Annotated in this window: 13 protein-coding genes and 3 pseudogenes; 10 read left to right on the top strand and 6 right to left on the bottom strand. The window is 42.7% G+C overall.

From position 1 onward, the window contains the following. A pseudogene (locus EWV84_RS02565) lies at nucleotides 1–206 on the top strand (hypothetical protein); the annotation flags it as partial. Between the two features lie 33 nt (nucleotides 207–239). After that, complete coding sequence (gene patR / locus EWV84_RS02560) at nucleotides 240–1,088, top strand: heterocyst master regulator PatR (protein ID WP_286827331.1); 849 nt, start codon at nucleotides 240–242, stop codon at nucleotides 1,086–1,088. 37 nt (nucleotides 1,089–1,125) lie between these two features. Here patR and EWV84_RS02555 read toward each other — a convergent pair whose 3' ends face one another. Next, a complete protein-coding gene (locus EWV84_RS02555; protein WP_287076233.1) occupies nucleotides 1,126–1,629 on the bottom strand; it encodes a hypothetical protein in 504 nt (167 codons plus the stop codon). Nucleotides 1,630–1,667: 38 nt separating this feature from the next. Between EWV84_RS02555 and EWV84_RS02550 the strand changes: the two genes are divergently transcribed. Then, complete coding sequence (locus tag EWV84_RS02550) at nucleotides 1,668–2,591, top strand: lysylphosphatidylglycerol synthase domain-containing protein (protein ID WP_287076230.1); 924 nt, start codon at nucleotides 1,668–1,670, stop codon at nucleotides 2,589–2,591. A gap of 65 nt (nucleotides 2,592–2,656) precedes the next feature. On the opposite strand, the gene EWV84_RS02545 is transcribed toward EWV84_RS02550, so the two are convergent. Together EWV84_RS02545 and EWV84_RS02540 are read right to left on the bottom strand one after the other, a co-directional pair. Next, nucleotides 2,657–2,893 (bottom strand): hypothetical protein, encoded by a 237-nt coding sequence (locus EWV84_RS02545; protein WP_080603301.1) that lies wholly within the window; start codon nucleotides 2,891–2,893, stop codon nucleotides 2,657–2,659. 117 nt (nucleotides 2,894–3,010) lie between these two features. Then, nucleotides 3,011–3,367: a hypothetical protein gene (locus EWV84_RS02540; protein ID WP_287076226.1), complete on the bottom strand. Its 357-nt coding sequence runs from the start codon at nucleotides 3,365–3,367 to the stop codon at nucleotides 3,011–3,013. A gap of 114 nt (nucleotides 3,368–3,481) precedes the next feature. On the opposite strand from EWV84_RS02540, the gene EWV84_RS02535 reads away from it, so the two are divergent. Then, nucleotides 3,482–6,808, top strand: a complete 3,327-nt coding sequence (locus tag EWV84_RS02535) for an AAA-like domain-containing protein (RefSeq protein WP_287076224.1) — start codon at nucleotides 3,482–3,484, stop codon at nucleotides 6,806–6,808. A gap of 93 nt (nucleotides 6,809–6,901) precedes the next feature. On the opposite strand, the gene EWV84_RS02530 is transcribed toward EWV84_RS02535, so the two are convergent. After that, nucleotides 6,902–7,732, bottom strand: coding sequence for a Ycf66 family protein (locus tag EWV84_RS02530; RefSeq protein WP_287076223.1), 831 nt, complete (start codon nucleotides 7,730–7,732; stop codon nucleotides 6,902–6,904). 165 nt (nucleotides 7,733–7,897) lie between these two features. Between EWV84_RS02530 and EWV84_RS22730 the strand changes: the two are divergent. The 3 genes and pseudogenes from EWV84_RS22730 (at nucleotide 7,898) to EWV84_RS02520 (ending at nucleotide 10,824) form a co-directional block, all read left to right on the top strand. Further along, a pseudogene (locus tag EWV84_RS22730) lies at nucleotides 7,898–8,086 on the top strand (WD40 repeat domain-containing protein). A 35-nt stretch (nucleotides 8,087–8,121) separates the two neighbouring features. Continuing rightward, complete coding sequence (gene holA, locus EWV84_RS02525; protein ID WP_286827336.1) at nucleotides 8,122–9,105, top strand: DNA polymerase III subunit delta; 984 nt, start codon at nucleotides 8,122–8,124, stop codon at nucleotides 9,103–9,105. Nucleotides 9,106–9,168: 63 nt separating this feature from the next. Further along, the gene (locus EWV84_RS02520) at nucleotides 9,169–10,824 is read left to right on the top strand and encodes a CHAT domain-containing protein (RefSeq protein ID WP_287076235.1); all 1,656 of its coding nucleotides are present in this window, start codon (nucleotides 9,169–9,171) and stop codon (nucleotides 10,822–10,824) included. A 246-nt stretch (nucleotides 10,825–11,070) separates the two neighbouring features. Here the strand turns inward: EWV84_RS02520 and corA are convergent, their stop codons facing one another. After that, the gene (corA, locus tag EWV84_RS02515) at nucleotides 11,071–12,228 is read right to left on the bottom strand and encodes a magnesium/cobalt transporter CorA (RefSeq protein WP_287076222.1); all 1,158 of its coding nucleotides are present in this window, start codon (nucleotides 12,226–12,228) and stop codon (nucleotides 11,071–11,073) included. Between the two features lie 192 nt (nucleotides 12,229–12,420). Between corA and pdxA the strand changes: the two genes are divergently transcribed. The 3 genes from pdxA (at nucleotide 12,421) to EWV84_RS02500 (ending at nucleotide 17,726) form a co-directional block, all read left to right on the top strand. Then, nucleotides 12,421–13,437, top strand: coding sequence for a 4-hydroxythreonine-4-phosphate dehydrogenase PdxA (gene pdxA / locus EWV84_RS02510; protein ID WP_287076221.1), 1,017 nt, complete (start codon nucleotides 12,421–12,423; stop codon nucleotides 13,435–13,437). Nucleotides 13,438–13,636: 199 nt separating this feature from the next. Then, nucleotides 13,637–15,001, top strand: a complete 1,365-nt coding sequence (locus EWV84_RS02505) for an NAD-dependent succinate-semialdehyde dehydrogenase (RefSeq protein WP_286824050.1) — start codon at nucleotides 13,637–13,639, stop codon at nucleotides 14,999–15,001. 64 nt (nucleotides 15,002–15,065) lie between these two features. Beyond that, the gene (locus tag EWV84_RS02500; RefSeq protein ID WP_287076219.1) at nucleotides 15,066–17,726 is read left to right on the top strand and encodes a helicase-related protein; all 2,661 of its coding nucleotides are present in this window, start codon (nucleotides 15,066–15,068) and stop codon (nucleotides 17,724–17,726) included. A 12-nt stretch (nucleotides 17,727–17,738) separates the two neighbouring features. Here the strand turns inward: EWV84_RS02500 and EWV84_RS23005 are convergent. Further along, a pseudogene (locus tag EWV84_RS23005) lies at nucleotides 17,739–17,825 on the bottom strand (IS200/IS605 family transposase); the annotation flags it as partial.

Here is a 17,825-nt window from a genome sequence, read left to right as displayed (position 1 = left end):
AAGACCAGAACAGAGTAAATCTGTTAAGGCAGGTGCGAAACCCCGCAAGGGAAAGAAGCAGAAACCTAAATCGTGAGGTTTGGGAATCACCGTCCGTTTACGGCGGTGAGGATGTCAAGGTTCTTAATATACTAGATGCCAGTAGAGTCGCCCTAGAGGGTTATTGTAACCCCCCAGATCGCGCTTTTGACTTGCTTGATTACTAATTTACTATGTGTCTCCGCCGCTAGGAGTGTGATATGAATCGTCCTGGGAATCGGTTTACCGAATCACCGAAAACCCCCCCGACTCCTGAATTTCCACTTCAGGAAGTCCCCCTTGAATCCCCCCATACCGAGGCTGATTTAGCCGTAGAGTCAGCCACCCCCGCAGAAGTCAAACGTCAACAACCGATCCCCCCTCCCAGTCATCTGCGGCAGTATCGGGCGATCGGTCTCGTCTATGGCCATTATCAGCGATCGGAGGAACAATTAACTAAAGGCAATATTTTAACTGCCGATGGTACTCCGATCGATTCTGTGATTCTCGGTCGAGTGATCAGTTTGGTCAAAAATCATCTCGATCTGGAAAAACCGCATCTTTGGGTGGTTTATCCGCGCACCCGTCAGGAAAATGATGCCCTTCATGTTCAGATTGTCGGTGTTTGGGAACCAGAAACCCTGAAAAAGGAGGATGATCAGGAGATAGAGCCTCTCCTCGCTTCTACCCCGGGTTATTTCTCGATTCGAGGCGAAGTCATCTTTACCGAACGGGAAAATCAAGCGGTAGTGGTCAAAATCCGACAAATGCCCAAAACTGAAGCAGACAAACCCAAGTTTTTTAAACTAAAATTGCGCGGCACTTTACCTGGTAAACCGATCAGTCGTTTTTGGGATTTTCAGGTACAACTTAAAGGAGATGCCTTAACCATTTTGGAAGGTTTAGACCTCGGTTTTGCCAGCAAGAAAAAACCGATGGGTAAGGGAGGTTTTAAAAAGCCTTTTGATAAAAATCGTCATCCCTCGGGGGAAGGAGAAAAACGACCTTTTACCCCCGGACAATCCCCTATCCCTCGGCCTTCCCGACCAAAACCCGTATCGGAAAACTAATTTTTTTCTAAGGATGGGTGAGAAACCCATCCCTAGTCTATGATTTGGTTTTGGGAGCTATTTGATACTTAGTATTAGGAATATAAGCGCGAATGTTATAACTATAATCTGTTCCCAAAATCTCGGTGATAAAAACCGCTAACTGAGTGCCTAAAATCGCTTCATCGGCAGAACTAAAAGATTTATAATCTTCTATTAACCATTCTTGACCACCATTAACTAAAGTACATCTAAATGTACCGAGAGATTCGGCGATTTCTGTATGTTCTGTATAGTTTCTCGTTCTTACTTCCCCCCTACTATCTGCTCTCAAACATAATTGATTAAGTTCTGAATAAAATTTGGCAGGAATTTTGTCTAAATCACCCCCTTTAGTCACCCAATGCACAAAAAGATGAAAAGACCAAGGAAGATTGAGGTAGAGTAGATAAAATAAACCCAGAATAATTGTTAAATATAAGGAGGAAGTCAGGAATTTATCATATTTCCTTTTTCGGGATCGATTTAAACGTTTAGCTAAATCTAGCTTTGATCTTTTCATAAATTTTAATGAGTCAAAAGTAATTCGTAAAAAGTAAGATGTATAAAAAAATCTGGCGTTTTGCTCCGATTATCCTGTCTTTGAGTTTATTTATTCTAGCGGTCTGGGCAATTAGTCAAGAATTTAAACACTACACTTTTGCTCAACTGTTGGCTAGTTTGGATCATCTTACCACAAGTCGTAAGCTAGAAGCTATTTTTTGGATGGCTTTGGGTTATTTGTCGATGACGGGTTATGATCGCCTAGGTTTTTATTATATCAATCATCCCTTAGCTTTAGGCACTATTATCCGCGCTGCTTTTATCAGTTATGCTCTTGGTAATACCATTGGTTTGACCTTATTTTCTGGGACAGCAATTCGTTATCGTTTCTATACTCCTGCGGGGGTGGGGGTGGTGGATATTGCCAAAGTTATTACTTTTACCCATTTAAGCTTTTGGTTAGGAATGTTAGGGATTGGTGGTTTAAGTTTCCTCCTCGATCCCCAACGGATTCCTCAACTTTTAAAATTACCTTTTTTAACTACTAAACCTTTAGGAATAATTTTTTTATTGCTGGTTACGGGATATTTTTTCTTGACTCTCACCTATAAAAAACCAATAAGAATCGGCCAAGAAAACATCTATTTACCCTCTTGGACTCTTTCCCTGGCTTTGATTTTGTTGACTTTTATTGATTGGATATTAGCCGCTAGAGTTCTCTATCTTCTTCTCCCGGGCAGCTACAATACTTCGTTTTTAGGATTTTTCGGTCTCTATGTATTTGCCATGACGGCAGGGGTATTAAGCAATGTGCCGGGGGGAATAGGTGTTTTTGAGTTTATCATGCTGAGATTACGGCCAGAATATGTATCTAATGCCGAGCTTTTAGGCTCTTTAATCGCCTATCGAGCTATTTATTATTTCCTGCCTTTAATTGTCGCTTTTGTCTGGTTGTTGGGTTACGAGGCGCGCAGAAAATAAGATCTTCAAATTAGCTTAAACGGACAAAAAAAGTCCCCATGCCGTCATAGCTGGGGAGCATCAATCTAGTAGGCTAAAGTTTCTAAAGTTTCCCGTAGATAGGAACAAATGCGAGCATCAGCATCGTCTCTATTTTTACCTGATTCTAGTTGTTCTTGCTGCCAACGCCGAAAACCGGAACTAGCGGCGATGGCTTGTTTTAAATGCTCCCAAGTGTGATGATCTTTATGAAGTGGGGTGTCAGAAAATGTGGTAGAGTTGCCCATCTTTACCTCTGGTGGTAGGGTTGCACTTTTTAACATAACTTAAAAATCGCTGAAAATTCTGATAACTGGGACACAATTAGGCAGAAAAAGGTGTTGCCTAGCGGGAAAGCTGCGGGGATGCCAACACCTTTTTTGAGGAAATATAGCAGATTTTTAGGAGATTTGGCTGGTTTCTGCCGCTTCTTCCGCCTCCACTGCGGCATTTAAAGCTGCGGGGGGAATGGGGATAGGAAATACCGACGGCAGGTTAGCGGCGGCATCTTCGGGAGGCTGTCCGGAGTGAAAACGACGGTAGCTTAAAACACCGGCTACGGTGATTGCTCCTGTAGCGGTGGCAACCCCTAAAATAAGTTTGTTAGGATCGACATGGAAGCTGTTATTGCTGCCAAAAATGCCTTTAGCTTTAGCGAAAGCACAAGCGGAGGCACTGCCAGCATCAAGAGTACCCAAAACAGTACCACTGACAAGGGTGGCACTAACGGCGATGGAGGTGAAAAAAGTTTTCTTCATAATTGCCTTGTAGATAGGTTGTCAATAGCGATTATCCTTGCATTATATATATCTAAATCACAATTGTCTATTTTATTTGCGTTGGTGACATTAAAATAACTTTGTTTAAGAATAATGAATTATCAATATCGTGTTGGGGGTAGTCTTGCCTATAACCATCCTACCTATATCGAGAGAAATGCCGATCGAGAACTGTTAACGGCGTTAAAAAACGGTCAATTTTGCTACGTTTTTAACTGTCGTCAGATGGGTAAATCCAGTTTAAGGGTACGAGTGACTCATATTTTACAGCAATCGGGCAGGGATTGTGCGGCGGTAGATATAACCAGTCTTGGTAGTAATGATAATTTATCCCAATGGTATAACGGGGTGATCACCCGTTTGTTTTTAGGATTTAATCTGACGGGAAAAATTAATCTTAAATCCTGGTTGCGCGAGCGAGAGGATTTACCTCCCGTGCAGCGTTTGGGACAATTTATCGAGGAAGTTTTATTAGTTTATTGTCGGGGAGAGAAAATATATATTTTTATCGACGAGATCGATAAAATTCTCAGTTTACAGTTTTCTCTAGATGACTTTTTTTCCCTGATTCGTTATTGTTATAACCAAAGAGCAGAAAATACCCAGTATGAAAGAATTACTTTCGCTTTATTCGGTGTTGCTACCCCAGCAGATTTAATTCGCGAAAAGACCCAAACATCTTTTAATATCGGCCAGGCGATCGAATTAACAGGATTTAATCTTCCAGAAATTGCTCCTCTAGCCGCGGGATTATCCGGTCAAAGTAATTATCAACCCGACTGGTTAGAAAAAGTTATTTTTTGGACGGGAGGACAGCCATTTTTAACCCAGAAAATCTGTCAGCTATTGCTGGAAAGTAATTTAGATATTGAGACGCTGATCAAAGAGAGAATTATTAATAATTGGGAATCTCATGATGAACCAGTTCATCTGCGAACTATTGCCGATCGCTTGTTAAGAAATCAAGACAAAGCGGGTCGTTTGTTAGGCATCTATCAACAAATTTTAGAAAAAGGTGCAATCCTGTGCGATGATAGTCCAGAACAAGGGGAATTAAGGTTATCGGGGTTAGTGGTAAAAAAGGATAATCAATTAGTAGTTTATAATCCTATTTATCGAGAAATATTTAATCTCAATTGGGTGGAAAAACAATTAGAGCAATTGCGTCCCTACTCAGAAGCGATTGCCGCTTGGCAACAGTCTAATTATACCGATGAATCGCGGCTTTTACGCGGAAAAGCTTTAAATAATGCCCTCGATTGGTCTCAGGGGAAAAGCTTAAGTAATCTTGATTATCAGTTTTTAACTGCTAGTCAAAATCTCGATAAAAGAGAGGCAGAAATTAGCCTAGAAACTCAGAAGCAAGCTAATAAAATTTTAGCAATTGCTCACCAAAAAGCCACCAAGAGAATTAAAATTGGCTCAGTAATTTTAATTGCTTCTCTTTTGGGTTCTCTCTTAGCTTTTGTTCAGGTAAAACAAGCGTGGCAGCAAGTAGAAACCGCTCAAATAGGTATTCAATTACAGCGCCAGGGTGATAGTTATTGGCAACAATTTCAATTTGAACAACTAGAATCTTTAATTGCGGCCATGCAAGCAGTAAATAGTTTAAAAAATATCGTTACTGATGACCAAACCCTAGGTAAATATCCTGCTACCAGTCCCATTATTACCCTGCAACAAATTTTAGATCGCATTCAAGAAAAAAACCAACTGCAAGGACACCGGGGAACTATTTATAGTGTTAGTATTAGTTCAGATCGTCAAAAAATTGCCACTGCTTCTCAAGATGGGACGGTAAAAATTTGGAATCAAAAAGGTGAGAATATTCAAACTTTGACAGGTCATCGAGGAGCAGTTTATAGTGTTAGTTTTAGTCCCGATGGTCAAAAAATTGCGACCGCTTCCGAAGATAAAACCGCCAAAATTTGGAACTTGCAAGGGCAAATTTTAGTCACCTATCCTGACCATCAAGAATCAGTTTATAGTGTTAGTTTTAGTCCCGATGGTCAAAAAATTGTCACCACTTCCAGGGATAAAACCGCTAGATTATGGAATTTATCAGGTCAAACTTTACAGGTATTTAAGGGACATAAAAGATCGATAGATGCAGCTAGTTTTAGTCCCGATGGTCAAAAAATTGCCACCGCTTCCCGGGATGGTACGATTAAAATCTGGGATTTATCAGGTAAAATTATCTTGAGTTTAGGTAAAGAAAATATTGAGGCTTTTTATAGTGTTAATTTTAGTCCCGACGGTCAAAAAATTGCCGGAGCAGCGGCAGATAAAACGGCTAAAATCTGGGATTTACAGGGAAATTTAATAGCTACTTTCCGGGGACATCAAGATTTTGTCAACAGTGTTAATTTTAGTCCTGATGGCCAGTTTTTAATTACTGCATCTAGTGACGGTAGTGCTAAAATTTGGGGAATGCAAGGGGAAGAAATAACTACTCTCAGAGGACATCAAGAATCAGTTTTTACTGCTGTATTTAGTCAAGATGGAAAACAGGTGGTAACTGGATCGAGTGATGAAACGGCTAAAATTTGGCAACTGAACAATTTAAATCAAGCTAGGACTGATAATACCAGTGTTAGCATTAATTCCCAGGGCAATATTATCGCTATTGCTAATAAAGATGGTCAAATTACTTTACTCGATTCCCAGGGAAAAAAAATTAGAGAATTTGCCACAAAAATGCGCTCAATCTATAGTATAGCTTTTCATCCCGATAGTAATCAGATAGCGATTACAGGAAGAAATGGAAAAGTACAAATCTGGAGTCAAAAAGGAACAATGCTTCAAGAATTTACCGCTAGTCAAGTACCGATTTATAGTCTTGCTTTTAATGGAGAGGGAACAGCAATAATCACGGGAACAAGCGAGGGAAAAGTTCAATACTGGCATTTAAGTAATTATCGGCCTCAATTAATTAATTCCTGGACAGCCGATGATAATATTATCTATGATTTGGTGTTTTCTCCCGATCACCAAAAAATTGCTACGGCTGCTCGAGGAAAGATTAAAATTTGGGATTTACAGGGCAATCTTTTCGAGGAGATTAAAACCGATTCTTTTCCCGTTTATGGAGTTAGTTTTAGTCCCGATGGTGAAAAAATCGCCGCTATTTCAAGGGATGGTACAGCTAGACGCTGGGACATGGACGGAAATTTGCGCTCGGAGTTTAAAATAGAAGAAGATATCGTCTATGGGATCACTTTTAGTCCTGATAGTCAAGAGATTGTGATTATTGCTAGGGATGGTCAAAAGCATCGATGGCCCTTAGAAACGGAATATAATTATTTACAAAAATTGCTCGATCGAGGTTGTCTTTGGTTAGAAGATTATCTCAGGAATCGTCCCGAAAAACGAAAAGCTCTATCCCTGTGTACTAGGAAAATAAAACCATTCACATTTTAAACTTGGTTTGACTGGGTGGGGGCAAAGTTTAAATTAATTGGTTAATTTCTTGGGTAATTATTGCCTAACCCACCCGCTAAATAATCTTAAATTTTAATCCGATGAGGGGGGATTTTCTGCGCTTGGCGATCGAGTTTCTGGGGGAGTATCTTCTCCGATAGTTTCTTCTGGGGGCAAATCTTCCTCGGTAGCTTCAATAATCACCGTTTCGCTAACAGCAATAGTTTCGACTTCAACATTTGCGACAGGTTCAGTCGGAGGAATTTCTGGGGGATTTTCGGAAGAGTTGATCTCTTCCGTTGCCAAATCAAAATCATCGAAATCATCGAAATCATCGAAAGTTTCCCCATCATCAATAATTTCTGCGGCTTTTTCCCCAATTTCTGTCACTGATTCTGTAATAGTTTCCCCGATAGCCGCCGCTTTTTCTATAACGGGGTCCACCGTTTCTTGAGCTTTTTCCTCAATTTCTGTCACTGATTCTGTAATAGTTTCCCCGATAGCCGCCGCTTTTTCTATAACGGGGTCCACCGTTTCTTTAACCGTTTCTTTAACTTTTGCCGCTACTTTCTCAGCTTTAGCTTTAGTTTTAGGGGATTGAGAGGGAGTAACTTTCCCGAGACGATTGCCTAACCAACCGACAATAGTAAATAATTTAACCGGTTTGTCGGGATAAAAAAGTGCTTGTCTGAGTTTGAGAGTTTGCCAAGCGAAAGCAATAAATAAAATGGCTGCGGCAACTTGTCCCAGGAGGATAGCGCCTGTAATCCTTCCCGCGCACAACCAGAGGACAAGGGCATAGAATAATCCTACCGCACTCCAGAGAAAATCATCTTGACGGTGGCGATCAGGGGCGATAAAAGCGGTGGTGAGGAGGTACAGACTACTCAATCCCACAAAGACCGCTAGGATATAGGGCAACATTTGCGATTCTCCTTTGACATTTCCTTTTTTATTGTGCGTTATTTGGGGTCGATCGAGTCTATTTTTTGATTAATTTTCAAAATTATCGAGTCAGATCGTCTTTAACTGTGTTTATGAATAGCCATAGTTAATATTAGGAAATTCTTGGTTTATCCTCTCATGCTTGTGCCGATCAGATTAAACAAGCTTTCAGACCAAACGATTAAGTTTTGATATTTAACAAGCAAAGAGGAATTAGGAACCCTTGATCAACCCACAGACAAACTGTTATCTTTAGCAATTAGTGCCGATGGTAAATATTTAATTATTGGTATTGCTGACAAAACTGTAAAAATTTGGGAAAATGGGCAATAGTAACAACTCAAGATAACTGCTATAAGTAGAAACTTATGCCGACAATATTTTATTGGGGAGAAGATGAATTTGCTATTAACCAAGCGGTGAAAAATCTGCAAGCAAAACTTCTCGATCCCAATTGGATACAGTTTAATTATGATAAAATTAATGGCGATCGCAATGAAGCAATTATCGAGGCCCTCAATCAAGCGATGACTCCAGTTTTCGGCATGGGAAATCGTTTAGTTTGGTTAGCTGATACGGTTATTTGTCAACAATGTTCCGAGGATATTTTCCAGGAATTACAGCGCACTTTGCCCAATTTACCCGAAAATTCCTATCTGTTATTAACCAGTGCCAAAAAACCCGACTCCCGCTTAAAATCGAGCAAGTTTATCCAAAATCAGGCGGAGGTTAAAGAATTTGAACTAATTCCGCCTTGGAAAGTCGAGGAAATTGCCCAAAGAGTTAGGGAAATTGCCAAAGAAGTGGGGGTAAAATTAACTTCCGATGCGATCGAACTCTTAGCTGAAGCGGTGGGAAATAACAGCCGCTTGCTGTGGATGGAGTTAGAAAAACTGCGTTTATTTAAAAATAATTCGGCGGGAACTATTGACAAAAAGGACATTTTAAGCTTAGTCAATGCCAGCAATCAAAGCAGCTTACAGTTAGCCAGTGCTATTTTAAAACGGGAGACAGGCAAGGCCCTAGAATTAGTCAATGAATTATTAAATCGCAACGAGAACCCCCTGGGTATCACCGCCACCCTAGTGGGTCAATTTCGCACTTGGGCAATAGTGAAATTAAAAATTGAAGAAGGAGAAAAAGACGACAAAAATATCGCCGCCGCCGCCGAAATTGCCAATCCCAAGCGACTATATTTCATTCGCAAAGAGATACAATCCTTTTCTTCTAAGCAACTTCTCGCCACCTTGCCCATACTTCTCGAATTAGAATATCGTCTCAAGCGGGGTGCAGAACCTTTGGCAACTTTGCAAACAAAAATTATTGAACTTTGTTGTTTATTGGTGACTTAATACCCTTCCTTACCTTTCGGAAATCCTCTAGAATAAGATTCTATAGACTTCTAAATGACCACAATGACCGATGATGCCATCCCTAGTCTAAATTTAGCGATCTCTAGTTTAGCCACGAGTAATCATTTCGCCCGTTGGGTGACGAAAGCACCCCTACCGGGGGGATATGTGCATCATGACTGTGAATGGACCGAGAGTCTAACCACGGAATGGATGGCATGGCAGGAAATGTTCTGTCTGCAAAAAATGCCTCCTTTACCGATGTTAGAGCAATTAGAAGCAAATTCTCGACCTAAACTGACTCTTTCGGGAGAAGGCGGCAGTTATGGCGGTCAATTAATGCAGAAACTAGGTATTAGTCTCTGGCAATGGTTATTTCAAGCATCAATTAGTCAAAGTTTCGCCCAAAGTCAGGGAATCGCCCTCGGCAAAAATCAGCCCCTGCGAATTCGCTTGGAATGTCGCAATCCCCATTTAATTCTGCTGCCCTGGGAAATTATGCAGCAAGCAGGTAAACAGGCCATATCTCTGCATCCGAATATACTCTTTAGCCGCACCACCAGCGATGTGGACCCACTGCCACCGATAAAATCGAGTAATAGTCTCAATATTCTCTTAGTTATCGGCGAAAAACAGATTAAAACCGCAGCTAGTTCCCTCAACCTCACCGCCATTAATACGGGTGGAGAAACTAATTCCGACCAGGCACTGGAATCCGAGGCCGCCAATCTCATCCAGGCTATCTCCCCTGGGGGCAGTAGTTCCCTCCAGAATTGGGGAGTGAAAGTCAAAGTCGATACCTTAATTCGCCCGCAGTCCGAAGAACTGACCAGGGCCTTGGATACGGGTAAATATCAAGCTTTTTTCTACGCCGGTCACGGAATGGCCGCCCCCAATGGCGGTTCCCTATTTCTGCGGACGGGGGAACAGCTAAATGGGACGGAGTTAGCCCAAGCTTTGGTGAGAAATCAGGTTATTTTAACCGTTTTTAATGCTTGCTGGGGTGCTTATCCCGCTAAATCAGGTCAGGAGATGATCCCCCGCAGCAGTCTGGCGGAAGTCTTGATTCACCATGGCGTTCCCGCAGTTTTGGCCATGCGAGATGCGATCGCTGATCGAGAGGCCTTGAGTTTTATCGAAGTTTTTACCCGCACCCTCTTCGGGTTCAAAGACAAAGAAGCGCAGATGTCCAAGTTGTTTCCCGGTCCGAGAGTCCCTATTGATCAGGCCGTTCGTATCGCCAGGCAGCAGTTATTAACCCTCTACAAGTACAATCAACCCGCTTGGACTTTGCCGATTCTCTATATGCACCCGGAATTCGACGGGCAATTGCTGCAAACCCTTGATGAGACTCAATCACCGACGGTTATGCCCAATGTCTCCGGAACCATGCCCGCCGCTTTCTTATACTATCTCGATCGTCCCGAAAGAAAATGGTCAATCCGTGGTGGTGCCATGAATATAGGACGGGACATGGAAAATGATCTACAGATTACTGAAAAATGGGTTAGTAAAAACCATTGTCGGATAATTTGCCGTAAAAAACCCGATCATCCAGACTATCAATACTTTCTCGAAGATTTCTCCCGTTTTGGTACTTTTATCTACCAAGATGGCCACTGGAAACAGGTACATAACCAAGAAGTTCCCCTAGAGTCCGGTTTACAGATTAGCTTCGGCAGTTACCAAGGCCAAATCCTCGCATTTGTGGTCGAATAATTAGGGTTGGCTGAAAAAGTTTTTCGGTGGGGGTTGGGGGTTGGGGGTTGGGGTGTGGGGTGTGGGGTGTGGGGTGATGGGGTGATGGGGTGATGGGGTGATGGGGTGATGGGGGAGTGGGAATTATGAATTATGAAGTGGGAAGGTGGGGAAGTGGGGAAATTGAACTAAAACCCTAAAACCCCAAAACCCCAAAACCTGTCTCCTGTCTCCTGACGACCGGCTCCTGTCTCCTGCCTTCGTTAACTAACTTTTTGCTTCCTCTTTAAGCGCATAAATTGGTTTAAACCAACCTTTGCGCCAGAAGTAGAAAATCAAGCCTCCCGCTACGGCTAACATGACTAACCAGACCATGAAATAACTCCATTCTCCTTTTAATTCTGGCATATTCTCGAAGTTCATGCCATAGACACCAACGATAAAAGTTAAGGGAATAAAAATCGTCGAAATTACGGTTAAAAACTTCATAATTTCGTTTAATTTATTGCCCATAGTGGACATATAAACATCCATCAAACTCGCCGCTAATTCTCGATAAGCTTCGATAATTTCCAGAATTTGAATGACGTGGTCGTAGGAATCCCGAAAATAAATTTGTACTTCATCGCTGACTATACCATGATGGTCACGCATCAGTAAATGTAGGACATTTCGCATCGGCCAAATTAAGCGACGCAGTGCCAATAATTCCCGACGGACATCATAGATTTCCTGCATTGTATCTCGATCGGGATTACTAATAATCGCATCTTCCAACGCTTCAATCCGATCTTCGTAGTGTTCTACCACGGGAAAATAACCATCGATAATCGTATCTAATAATAAATAGGTTAAATAATCCGCCCCCGATTTCCGTACTCGTCCCTGGGAAGTGCGAATTCGATCTCTCACTATCTCAAAACAGTCCTGTAATTCCTCCTCTTGAAAACTTAAAAGATAGCGTTTTCCCAAGACAAAACTCACCTGTTCCGTATCAAAACCGCTTTCATCTTCTTTCAGTCGCACCATGTGAGAAATCACTAACAATTGATTGTTATAATCTTCTAACTTGGGTCGCTGGGGTACATTGACTACATCTTCTAATAACAAAGGATGCAGATTAAAAATTGCTCCCACCTGTTTTAAAACCGTCTCACTACCTAACCCTTGAATATCCATCCAAGACACGGTATTTGTGCCAATATAGGGGGCGCAAGCATTGGGAGTGATATCCATCTTGCGAATGGCGTTATCTTCATCGTAGTCGATTAAAATAATCCGCGAGGGTTTGGCATCCGGTTCAATAATTAATGTCCCCGGTTCACTCCCCGGTTCATCATAAAAATAATCGAAGTAGTCTTCTTCCTCGTCTCCATCGGTATCGGGACGATTGTTGACGAATATATCGGGTTGTAGTTGGGTCATAAGCTTACAACAATCTGGCTAATTTGGGCAATAAGAAAACAGAAAAGTTAAAAAAAATTAATTTGCCTAAAGTTACTATCTATCGCCATGAGATTACAGTAAACTGAAAATTGTTTACTGATTTATTCCCTCCTGATAATTGTCAACGATGAGATTAATCGGGAGAATTAGCAATATTGACGGCCAAAATTTATGGAATCCGCCTATTTTATTCCCCGTCTAGTTATCCCCGTCGGTGATCCCGCCGGAATCGGCCCTGAAGTGGTGTTAAAAGCGATCGCCGATTCCTCAATCTCGTCCAGTTGTCAGATTACTCTAATCGGCACAAGAACGCTTCTCGAAAAAGCCTATCACGATCCCCATCTCCTCGATCGCTTTTCTCTGATCGATTTGCCCTACAACCGGTCAAAAATCGTTTTCGGGCGTGGGGATGCCCATAGTGGTGAAATTAGCTTTCTTTACCTGCAAGAAGCCATAAAACGCACCCTCAAGGGCGAATTTGACGGTATTGTCACCGGTCCGATCGCTAAATCCTCTTGGCAGTTGGCCGGTTATGATTTCCCCGGTCAAACGGAGGTTTTGGCTACCATGGCGGGAATTAACCGTTATGGGATGCTATTCGTCGCTAAATCCCCTCACACCGGCTACGACTTACGGACTCTCCTCGCCACTACCCACATCCCCCTGCGAGAAGTTCCCGATGCCCTGAACCCCGATCTGATGACCCGAAAACTAGATCTATTGATCGAGTCTTTAAAGCTAGATTTCGGCATCGATCGCCCAAAAATCGCCATATCCGGCCTTAATCCCCACAGTGGCGAAGCGGGAAAGCTGGGAAGGGAAGAAAAGGACTGGTTACAGCCTTGGTTGGAGTCAATGGGGCAGCAATACCCGCAAACCCAATTAATCGGCCTTGTCCCCCCCGATACGCTTTGGGTGGAACCGGGGCGCGCTTGGTTTAGCGGTGCAGGGCAACCCGCCGACGCATATCTGGCATTATACCACGATCAGGGCTTAATTCCCGTGAAATTAATGGCTTTTGACTGTGCTGTTAATACTACCATCGGTTTACCTTTTGTTCGCACCTCTCCAGACCACGGGACGGCTTTTGATATCGCCGGTCTTGGTATCGCTAGGGCCCAGAGTATGCAAGCGGCAATCCAATTAGCGATCGAATTATGTCAGCAGCGCCGTATTGATCGGTGTTAGGGGTTGGGGGTTGGGGGTTGGGGTGTGGGGGTTGGGGTGTGGGGGTTGGGGTGTAGGGAAGGAAACCTCTTTCATCTCTGGTGGTGAAAATTTTTTCATCGAGACTGACTCCTAATCCCGATTACCAAATTGGTGTGAGCAGCGGGACAACCGGAGAACTAAACTAGAGATATAGCCCTCGATAGGAGACAATTGGGATATGGGTATCGCTTCAGTCAACCCTGCCACCGGAGAAATTCTCAAGACTTTTAACCCTCTAACCTCGGAGGAATTGGCGGCGAAATTGGCCCTAGCTGACGCGACTTTTCAGCAGTATCGCCGCACCCCCATCAGTGAACGGGGACAGTGGTTACGGCAAGCGGCAGATATTTTGGAACGGGATCAGGTGACATTGGCTAAAACCATGACTTTAGAGATGGGGAAACCAATCAAATCAGCGATCGCAGAAGTCCTCAAATGTGCCTTGGTTTGTCGTTTTTATGCCGATCATGCCGCCGGTTATCTGGAAGATGTGCTGATTGCCACCGATGCTAGTCGCAGTTTTGTCCGTTATCAACCGTTAGGGGTAATTTTAGCGGTTATGCCCTGGAATTTCCCTTTATGGCAAGTATTTCGCTTTGCTGCCCCCGCTTTAATGGCGGGAAATGTCGGCCTACTCAAACACGCTTCTAATGTCCCCCAATCAGCTTTAGCGGTGGAAAGAATTTTATTAGAAGCCGGTTTTCCCGAAGGCGCTTTTCAAACTCTTTTGATCGGGGCCGATCGCGTTAGTGATTTAATTAACGATGAACGGGTAAAAGCCGCCACTTTAACCGGTAGTGAACCGGCGGGGATGAGTTTAGCAGCCGCCGCAGGAAAACAGATCAAAAAGGTGGTTTTGGAGTTGGGAGGTAGTGATCCTTTTATCGTTTTAGATACTGCCGATATCGAGGCGGCAGCGGCTACGGCAGTGACGGCGCGATTGTTAAATAATGGTCAGACTTGTATCGCCGCTAAACGGTTTATTGTTATGGAAACTGTCGCCGCTCAATTTGAACAGTTATTAGTGGCTAAATTCCAAGCTTTAAGAGTGGGTGATCCCCTCGATGAAACTGTTGATATCGGTCCTTTGGCCACGGTATCGATCGTCTCGGAAATTGCCGCTCAAGTGGAAAAAACTGTCGCTATGGGTGGTAAAGTCCTTGTGGGAGGTCAACGTTTAGAGGGAAAAGGTAACTTTTATCTACCAACGATTTTAACCGATATTCCTGTGGGTTCTCCGGGGGAAAAAGAGGAATTTTTTGGACCGGTGGCTTTACTATTTCGAGTCAAAAATATCGAAGAAGCGATCGCTTTAGCTAATGATAGTCCCTTTGGTTTAGGTTCTAGCGCTTGGACGAATAACCCCGAAGAAATTGAGCGTTTAATTACCGAAATTGAGGCCGGTTGTGTGTTTATTAACGGTATGGTTAAATCCGATCCTCGCTTACCCTTTGGGGGGATTAAACGTTCTGGTTTTGGACGGGAATTAAGTGTCGAAGGTATTCGCGAATTTGTTAATGTTAAAACTGTTTGGATTAAGTAAATAAATTCAGTTATCAGTAGGGTGGGTTACAACGCGTAACCCACCACCATAACCAATTAAAAATATGCCGCGCATTTTTGATAATATTGAGTCCCATTTATTGCCAATTTTACAGGAAAGTTTATTAGCAGCCCAACGCACTGATTTTTGCGTGGGTTATTTTAATTTGCGCGGTTGGCAGTCCATAGACACCTATATTGATCACTTTCTCGGTGGTGATTTGTCCTGTTGTCGTCTCCTGATTGGTATGCAGAAAGCACCCCAGGAATTACTACAGCAATCCCTGTCTTTATTGAAGCGCTCAAATGATATAGATAAGGCTACTTGCGCTCGTTTAAGAAAACAAATTGTTCAGGATTTTTGCCAACAATTAACTTGGGGGAATCCTAGCAATCGAGATCAGGCAGCTTTGCAACGTTTGGCCAAACAAATTCAATCGGGTAAGTTAGTAATTCGCTTATTTTTGGGCTATAATCTCCATGCTAAATTATACCTTATTCATCGACAGGATGTCAATAACCCAACGGTGGGATTTTTGGGTAGTAGTAATCTAACTTTTGCGGGATTACAACAGCAGGGAGAATTAAATATTGATGTCCTTGACCACGATGCTTGTGCCAAATTACAAAAGTGGTTTAATGATCGTTGGTTTGATGCTTGGTGTTGGGATATATCCGAGGATATTGTCAAGGTGATTAACGAAAGTTGGGCGCGGGAAAGTCTGATTTCTCCCTATCATATCTATTTAAAAATAGCTTACCATCTTTCCTTTGAAGCCAGGGCAGGTTTAGCAGAATACAAAATTCCCCGACAGTTTGACCAAGACTTACTAGATTTTCAGAAATCGGCCATTAAAATTGCCGCTCGTTATGTGCAAAGACGCGGTGGGGTCTTAATTGGCGACGTGGTGGGGTTAGGAAAAACGCGCATCGCTTCCATTCTAGCATATATTTTGCAAGAAGACTACGATTTAGAAATCTTAATTATTTGTCCGAAAAACCTCCTAACTATGTGGGAGGATTACAGCCATAAATATAAATTAAGAGCGAAAATTATCCCCTTAAGTCAGGTGATGCAGGAATTGCCTAATCTGCGGCGCTATCGAGTGGTAATTATCGATGAAAGTCATAACCTGCGTAATCGAGAGGGTAAACGTTATCGGGTGATACAGGACTATATCAACACCAATGAAAGTCGCTGTATTCTCTTGACTGCGACTCCCTACAATAAAAACTATCTTGACCTGTCCAATCAACTGCGTTTATTCATTCAAGAGGACAGTAATCTCGGAATTCGTCCCGAAAGACTACTGGAATCTCTGGGAGGAGAAATCGAATTTAATCGCAGACACCAATCTCCGGTTAGGTCCCTAGCTGCCTTTGAAAAAAGTGACTCTCCCGACGACTGGAGAGACTTAATGCGTCTCTATATGATTAGACGGACTCGCGGTTTTATCAAAAATAATTATGCTACAGAAGACGAACAGGGTCGCAAGTATCTAAAATTTGCCGATGGGTCGAGGGTATATCTTCCCCAACGACAACTAAAGACGATAACGTTTGACCTACAAGACTCGGTTTATGCGCGTTTATATTCGGAAGCAGTGGTGATAACTCTCAACGGATTGAAGTTACCCCGTTACGGATTGGGAAATTATCTAATTAAAGGATGTAAAGGGACAGGAGAGGAGGAAACTATCTTAAAAAGTCTATCCCGCGCGGGTAAAAGATTAATGGGATTTTGTCGGACGAATCTATTTAAACGTTTGGAGAGTGGGGGGTATGCTTTCCTACAATCCCTTGACCGTCATATTCTCCGCAACTATATTTTCCTTCATGCCATGGCCAATAATCTACCCCTTCCCATCGGGAGTCAGGATCTAGCTTTGTTAGACACTCGTTATCTGGATGAGGATTTAGTCACTCATGGAGAAGAAGACAGTATAGAAACCGAGGACACTGGGGGGATAACCGGGTTAGAAAAAGAGTATCAAAAAAGAGCCGAACAAGTGTATCAAAAGTATGTCAGTGATTATCGCAAGCGCTTTCAGTGGATTAAAACCGAGGTCTTTAAACCCGCATTGAAAAAAGACTTACAATCCGATGCCTTGGCTTTAATAGCATTATTGCAGACCTGTGGGACTTGGCAGCCAAAGACCGACGAAAAACTAGAGAAGTTATGGCAGCTGTTACAGGAAAATCATCCCCAAGAGAAGGTGTTAATTTTTAGTCAATTTGCAGACACGGTGACTTATTTAGTTACTCAGTTGCGAAATCGGGGAGTGGATAAGATTGCGGGAGTGACGGGAAACTCTCCTAATCCTGCGGAAATTGTCCATCGTTTTAGTCCCCGCAGCAATTCTCAGCAAGTGGAGGAAGAAATACGAGTCCTAGTCGCGACGGATATCCTCAGTGAAGGGTTAAATTTACAGGATTGTGCCATTATCGTTAATTATGACTTGCCCTGGGCAATTATTCGTCTCATTCAACGGGCCGGAAGGGTAGATAGAATCGGTCAAAAAGCAAGTCAGGTTCTCTGTTATTCCTTTTTACCTGCGGAGGGAGTGGAGAGAATTATTAAACTACGGACGAGACTATCTCAAAGACTGCGAGAGAATGCGGAAGTGGTGGGGACCGATGAGATATTTTTTGAGGAGGAAATGGATAACCAGACTTTATTAGATCTGTATCATGAAAAATCTGAGGTTATCGAAAATTTGGGTTAAAACCCCGTCGTTTTACGACGGCTTTTCTTGATCTTTAATATAGCACTTAAGAACTTCCAGGGTTGCACCTCCTAAAGAAGAAACAAAATAACTAGGAGA

Origin of the sequence: Microcystis sp. M_QC_C_20170808_M3Col (assembly GCF_007095505.1) — a bacterium.
Lineage (GTDB): Bacteria > Cyanobacteriota > Cyanobacteriia > Cyanobacteriales > Microcystaceae > Microcystis.
This window is presented reverse-complemented; position numbering and strand designations above follow the sequence as displayed.

What these genes read in the sequence shown, in the direction of transcription:
- corA (WP_287076222.1), bottom strand. Translation starts at nt 12,228, where the DNA reads ATGACCCAACTACAACCCGATATATTCGTCAACAATCGTCCCGATACC.
- pdxA (WP_287076221.1), top strand. Translation starts at nt 12,421, where the DNA reads ATGGAATCCGCCTATTTTATTCCCCGTCTAGTTATCCCCGTCGGTGAT.
- holA (WP_286827336.1), top strand. Translation starts at nt 8,122, where the DNA reads ATGCCGACAATATTTTATTGGGGAGAAGATGAATTTGCTATTAACCAA.
- EWV84_RS02530 (WP_287076223.1), bottom strand. Translation starts at nt 7,732, where the DNA reads ATGTTGCCCTATATCCTAGCGGTCTTTGTGGGATTGAGTAGTCTGTAC.
- EWV84_RS02545 (WP_080603301.1), bottom strand. Translation starts at nt 2,893, where the DNA reads ATGTTAAAAAGTGCAACCCTACCACCAGAGGTAAAGATGGGCAACTCT.
- EWV84_RS02555 (WP_287076233.1), bottom strand. Translation starts at nt 1,629, where the DNA reads ATGAAAAGATCAAAGCTAGATTTAGCTAAACGTTTAAATCGATCCCGA.
- patR (WP_286827331.1), top strand. Translation starts at nt 240, where the DNA reads ATGAATCGTCCTGGGAATCGGTTTACCGAATCACCGAAAACCCCCCCG.
- EWV84_RS02550 (WP_287076230.1), top strand. Translation starts at nt 1,668, where the DNA reads ATGTATAAAAAAATCTGGCGTTTTGCTCCGATTATCCTGTCTTTGAGT.
- EWV84_RS02500 (WP_287076219.1), top strand. Translation starts at nt 15,066, where the DNA reads ATGCCGCGCATTTTTGATAATATTGAGTCCCATTTATTGCCAATTTTA.
- EWV84_RS02505 (WP_286824050.1), top strand. Translation starts at nt 13,637, where the DNA reads ATGGGTATCGCTTCAGTCAACCCTGCCACCGGAGAAATTCTCAAGACT.
- EWV84_RS02540 (WP_287076226.1), bottom strand. Translation starts at nt 3,367, where the DNA reads ATGAAGAAAACTTTTTTCACCTCCATCGCCGTTAGTGCCACCCTTGTC.
- EWV84_RS02535 (WP_287076224.1), top strand. Translation starts at nt 3,482, where the DNA reads ATGAATTATCAATATCGTGTTGGGGGTAGTCTTGCCTATAACCATCCT.
- EWV84_RS02520 (WP_287076235.1), top strand. Translation starts at nt 9,169, where the DNA reads ATGACCGATGATGCCATCCCTAGTCTAAATTTAGCGATCTCTAGTTTA.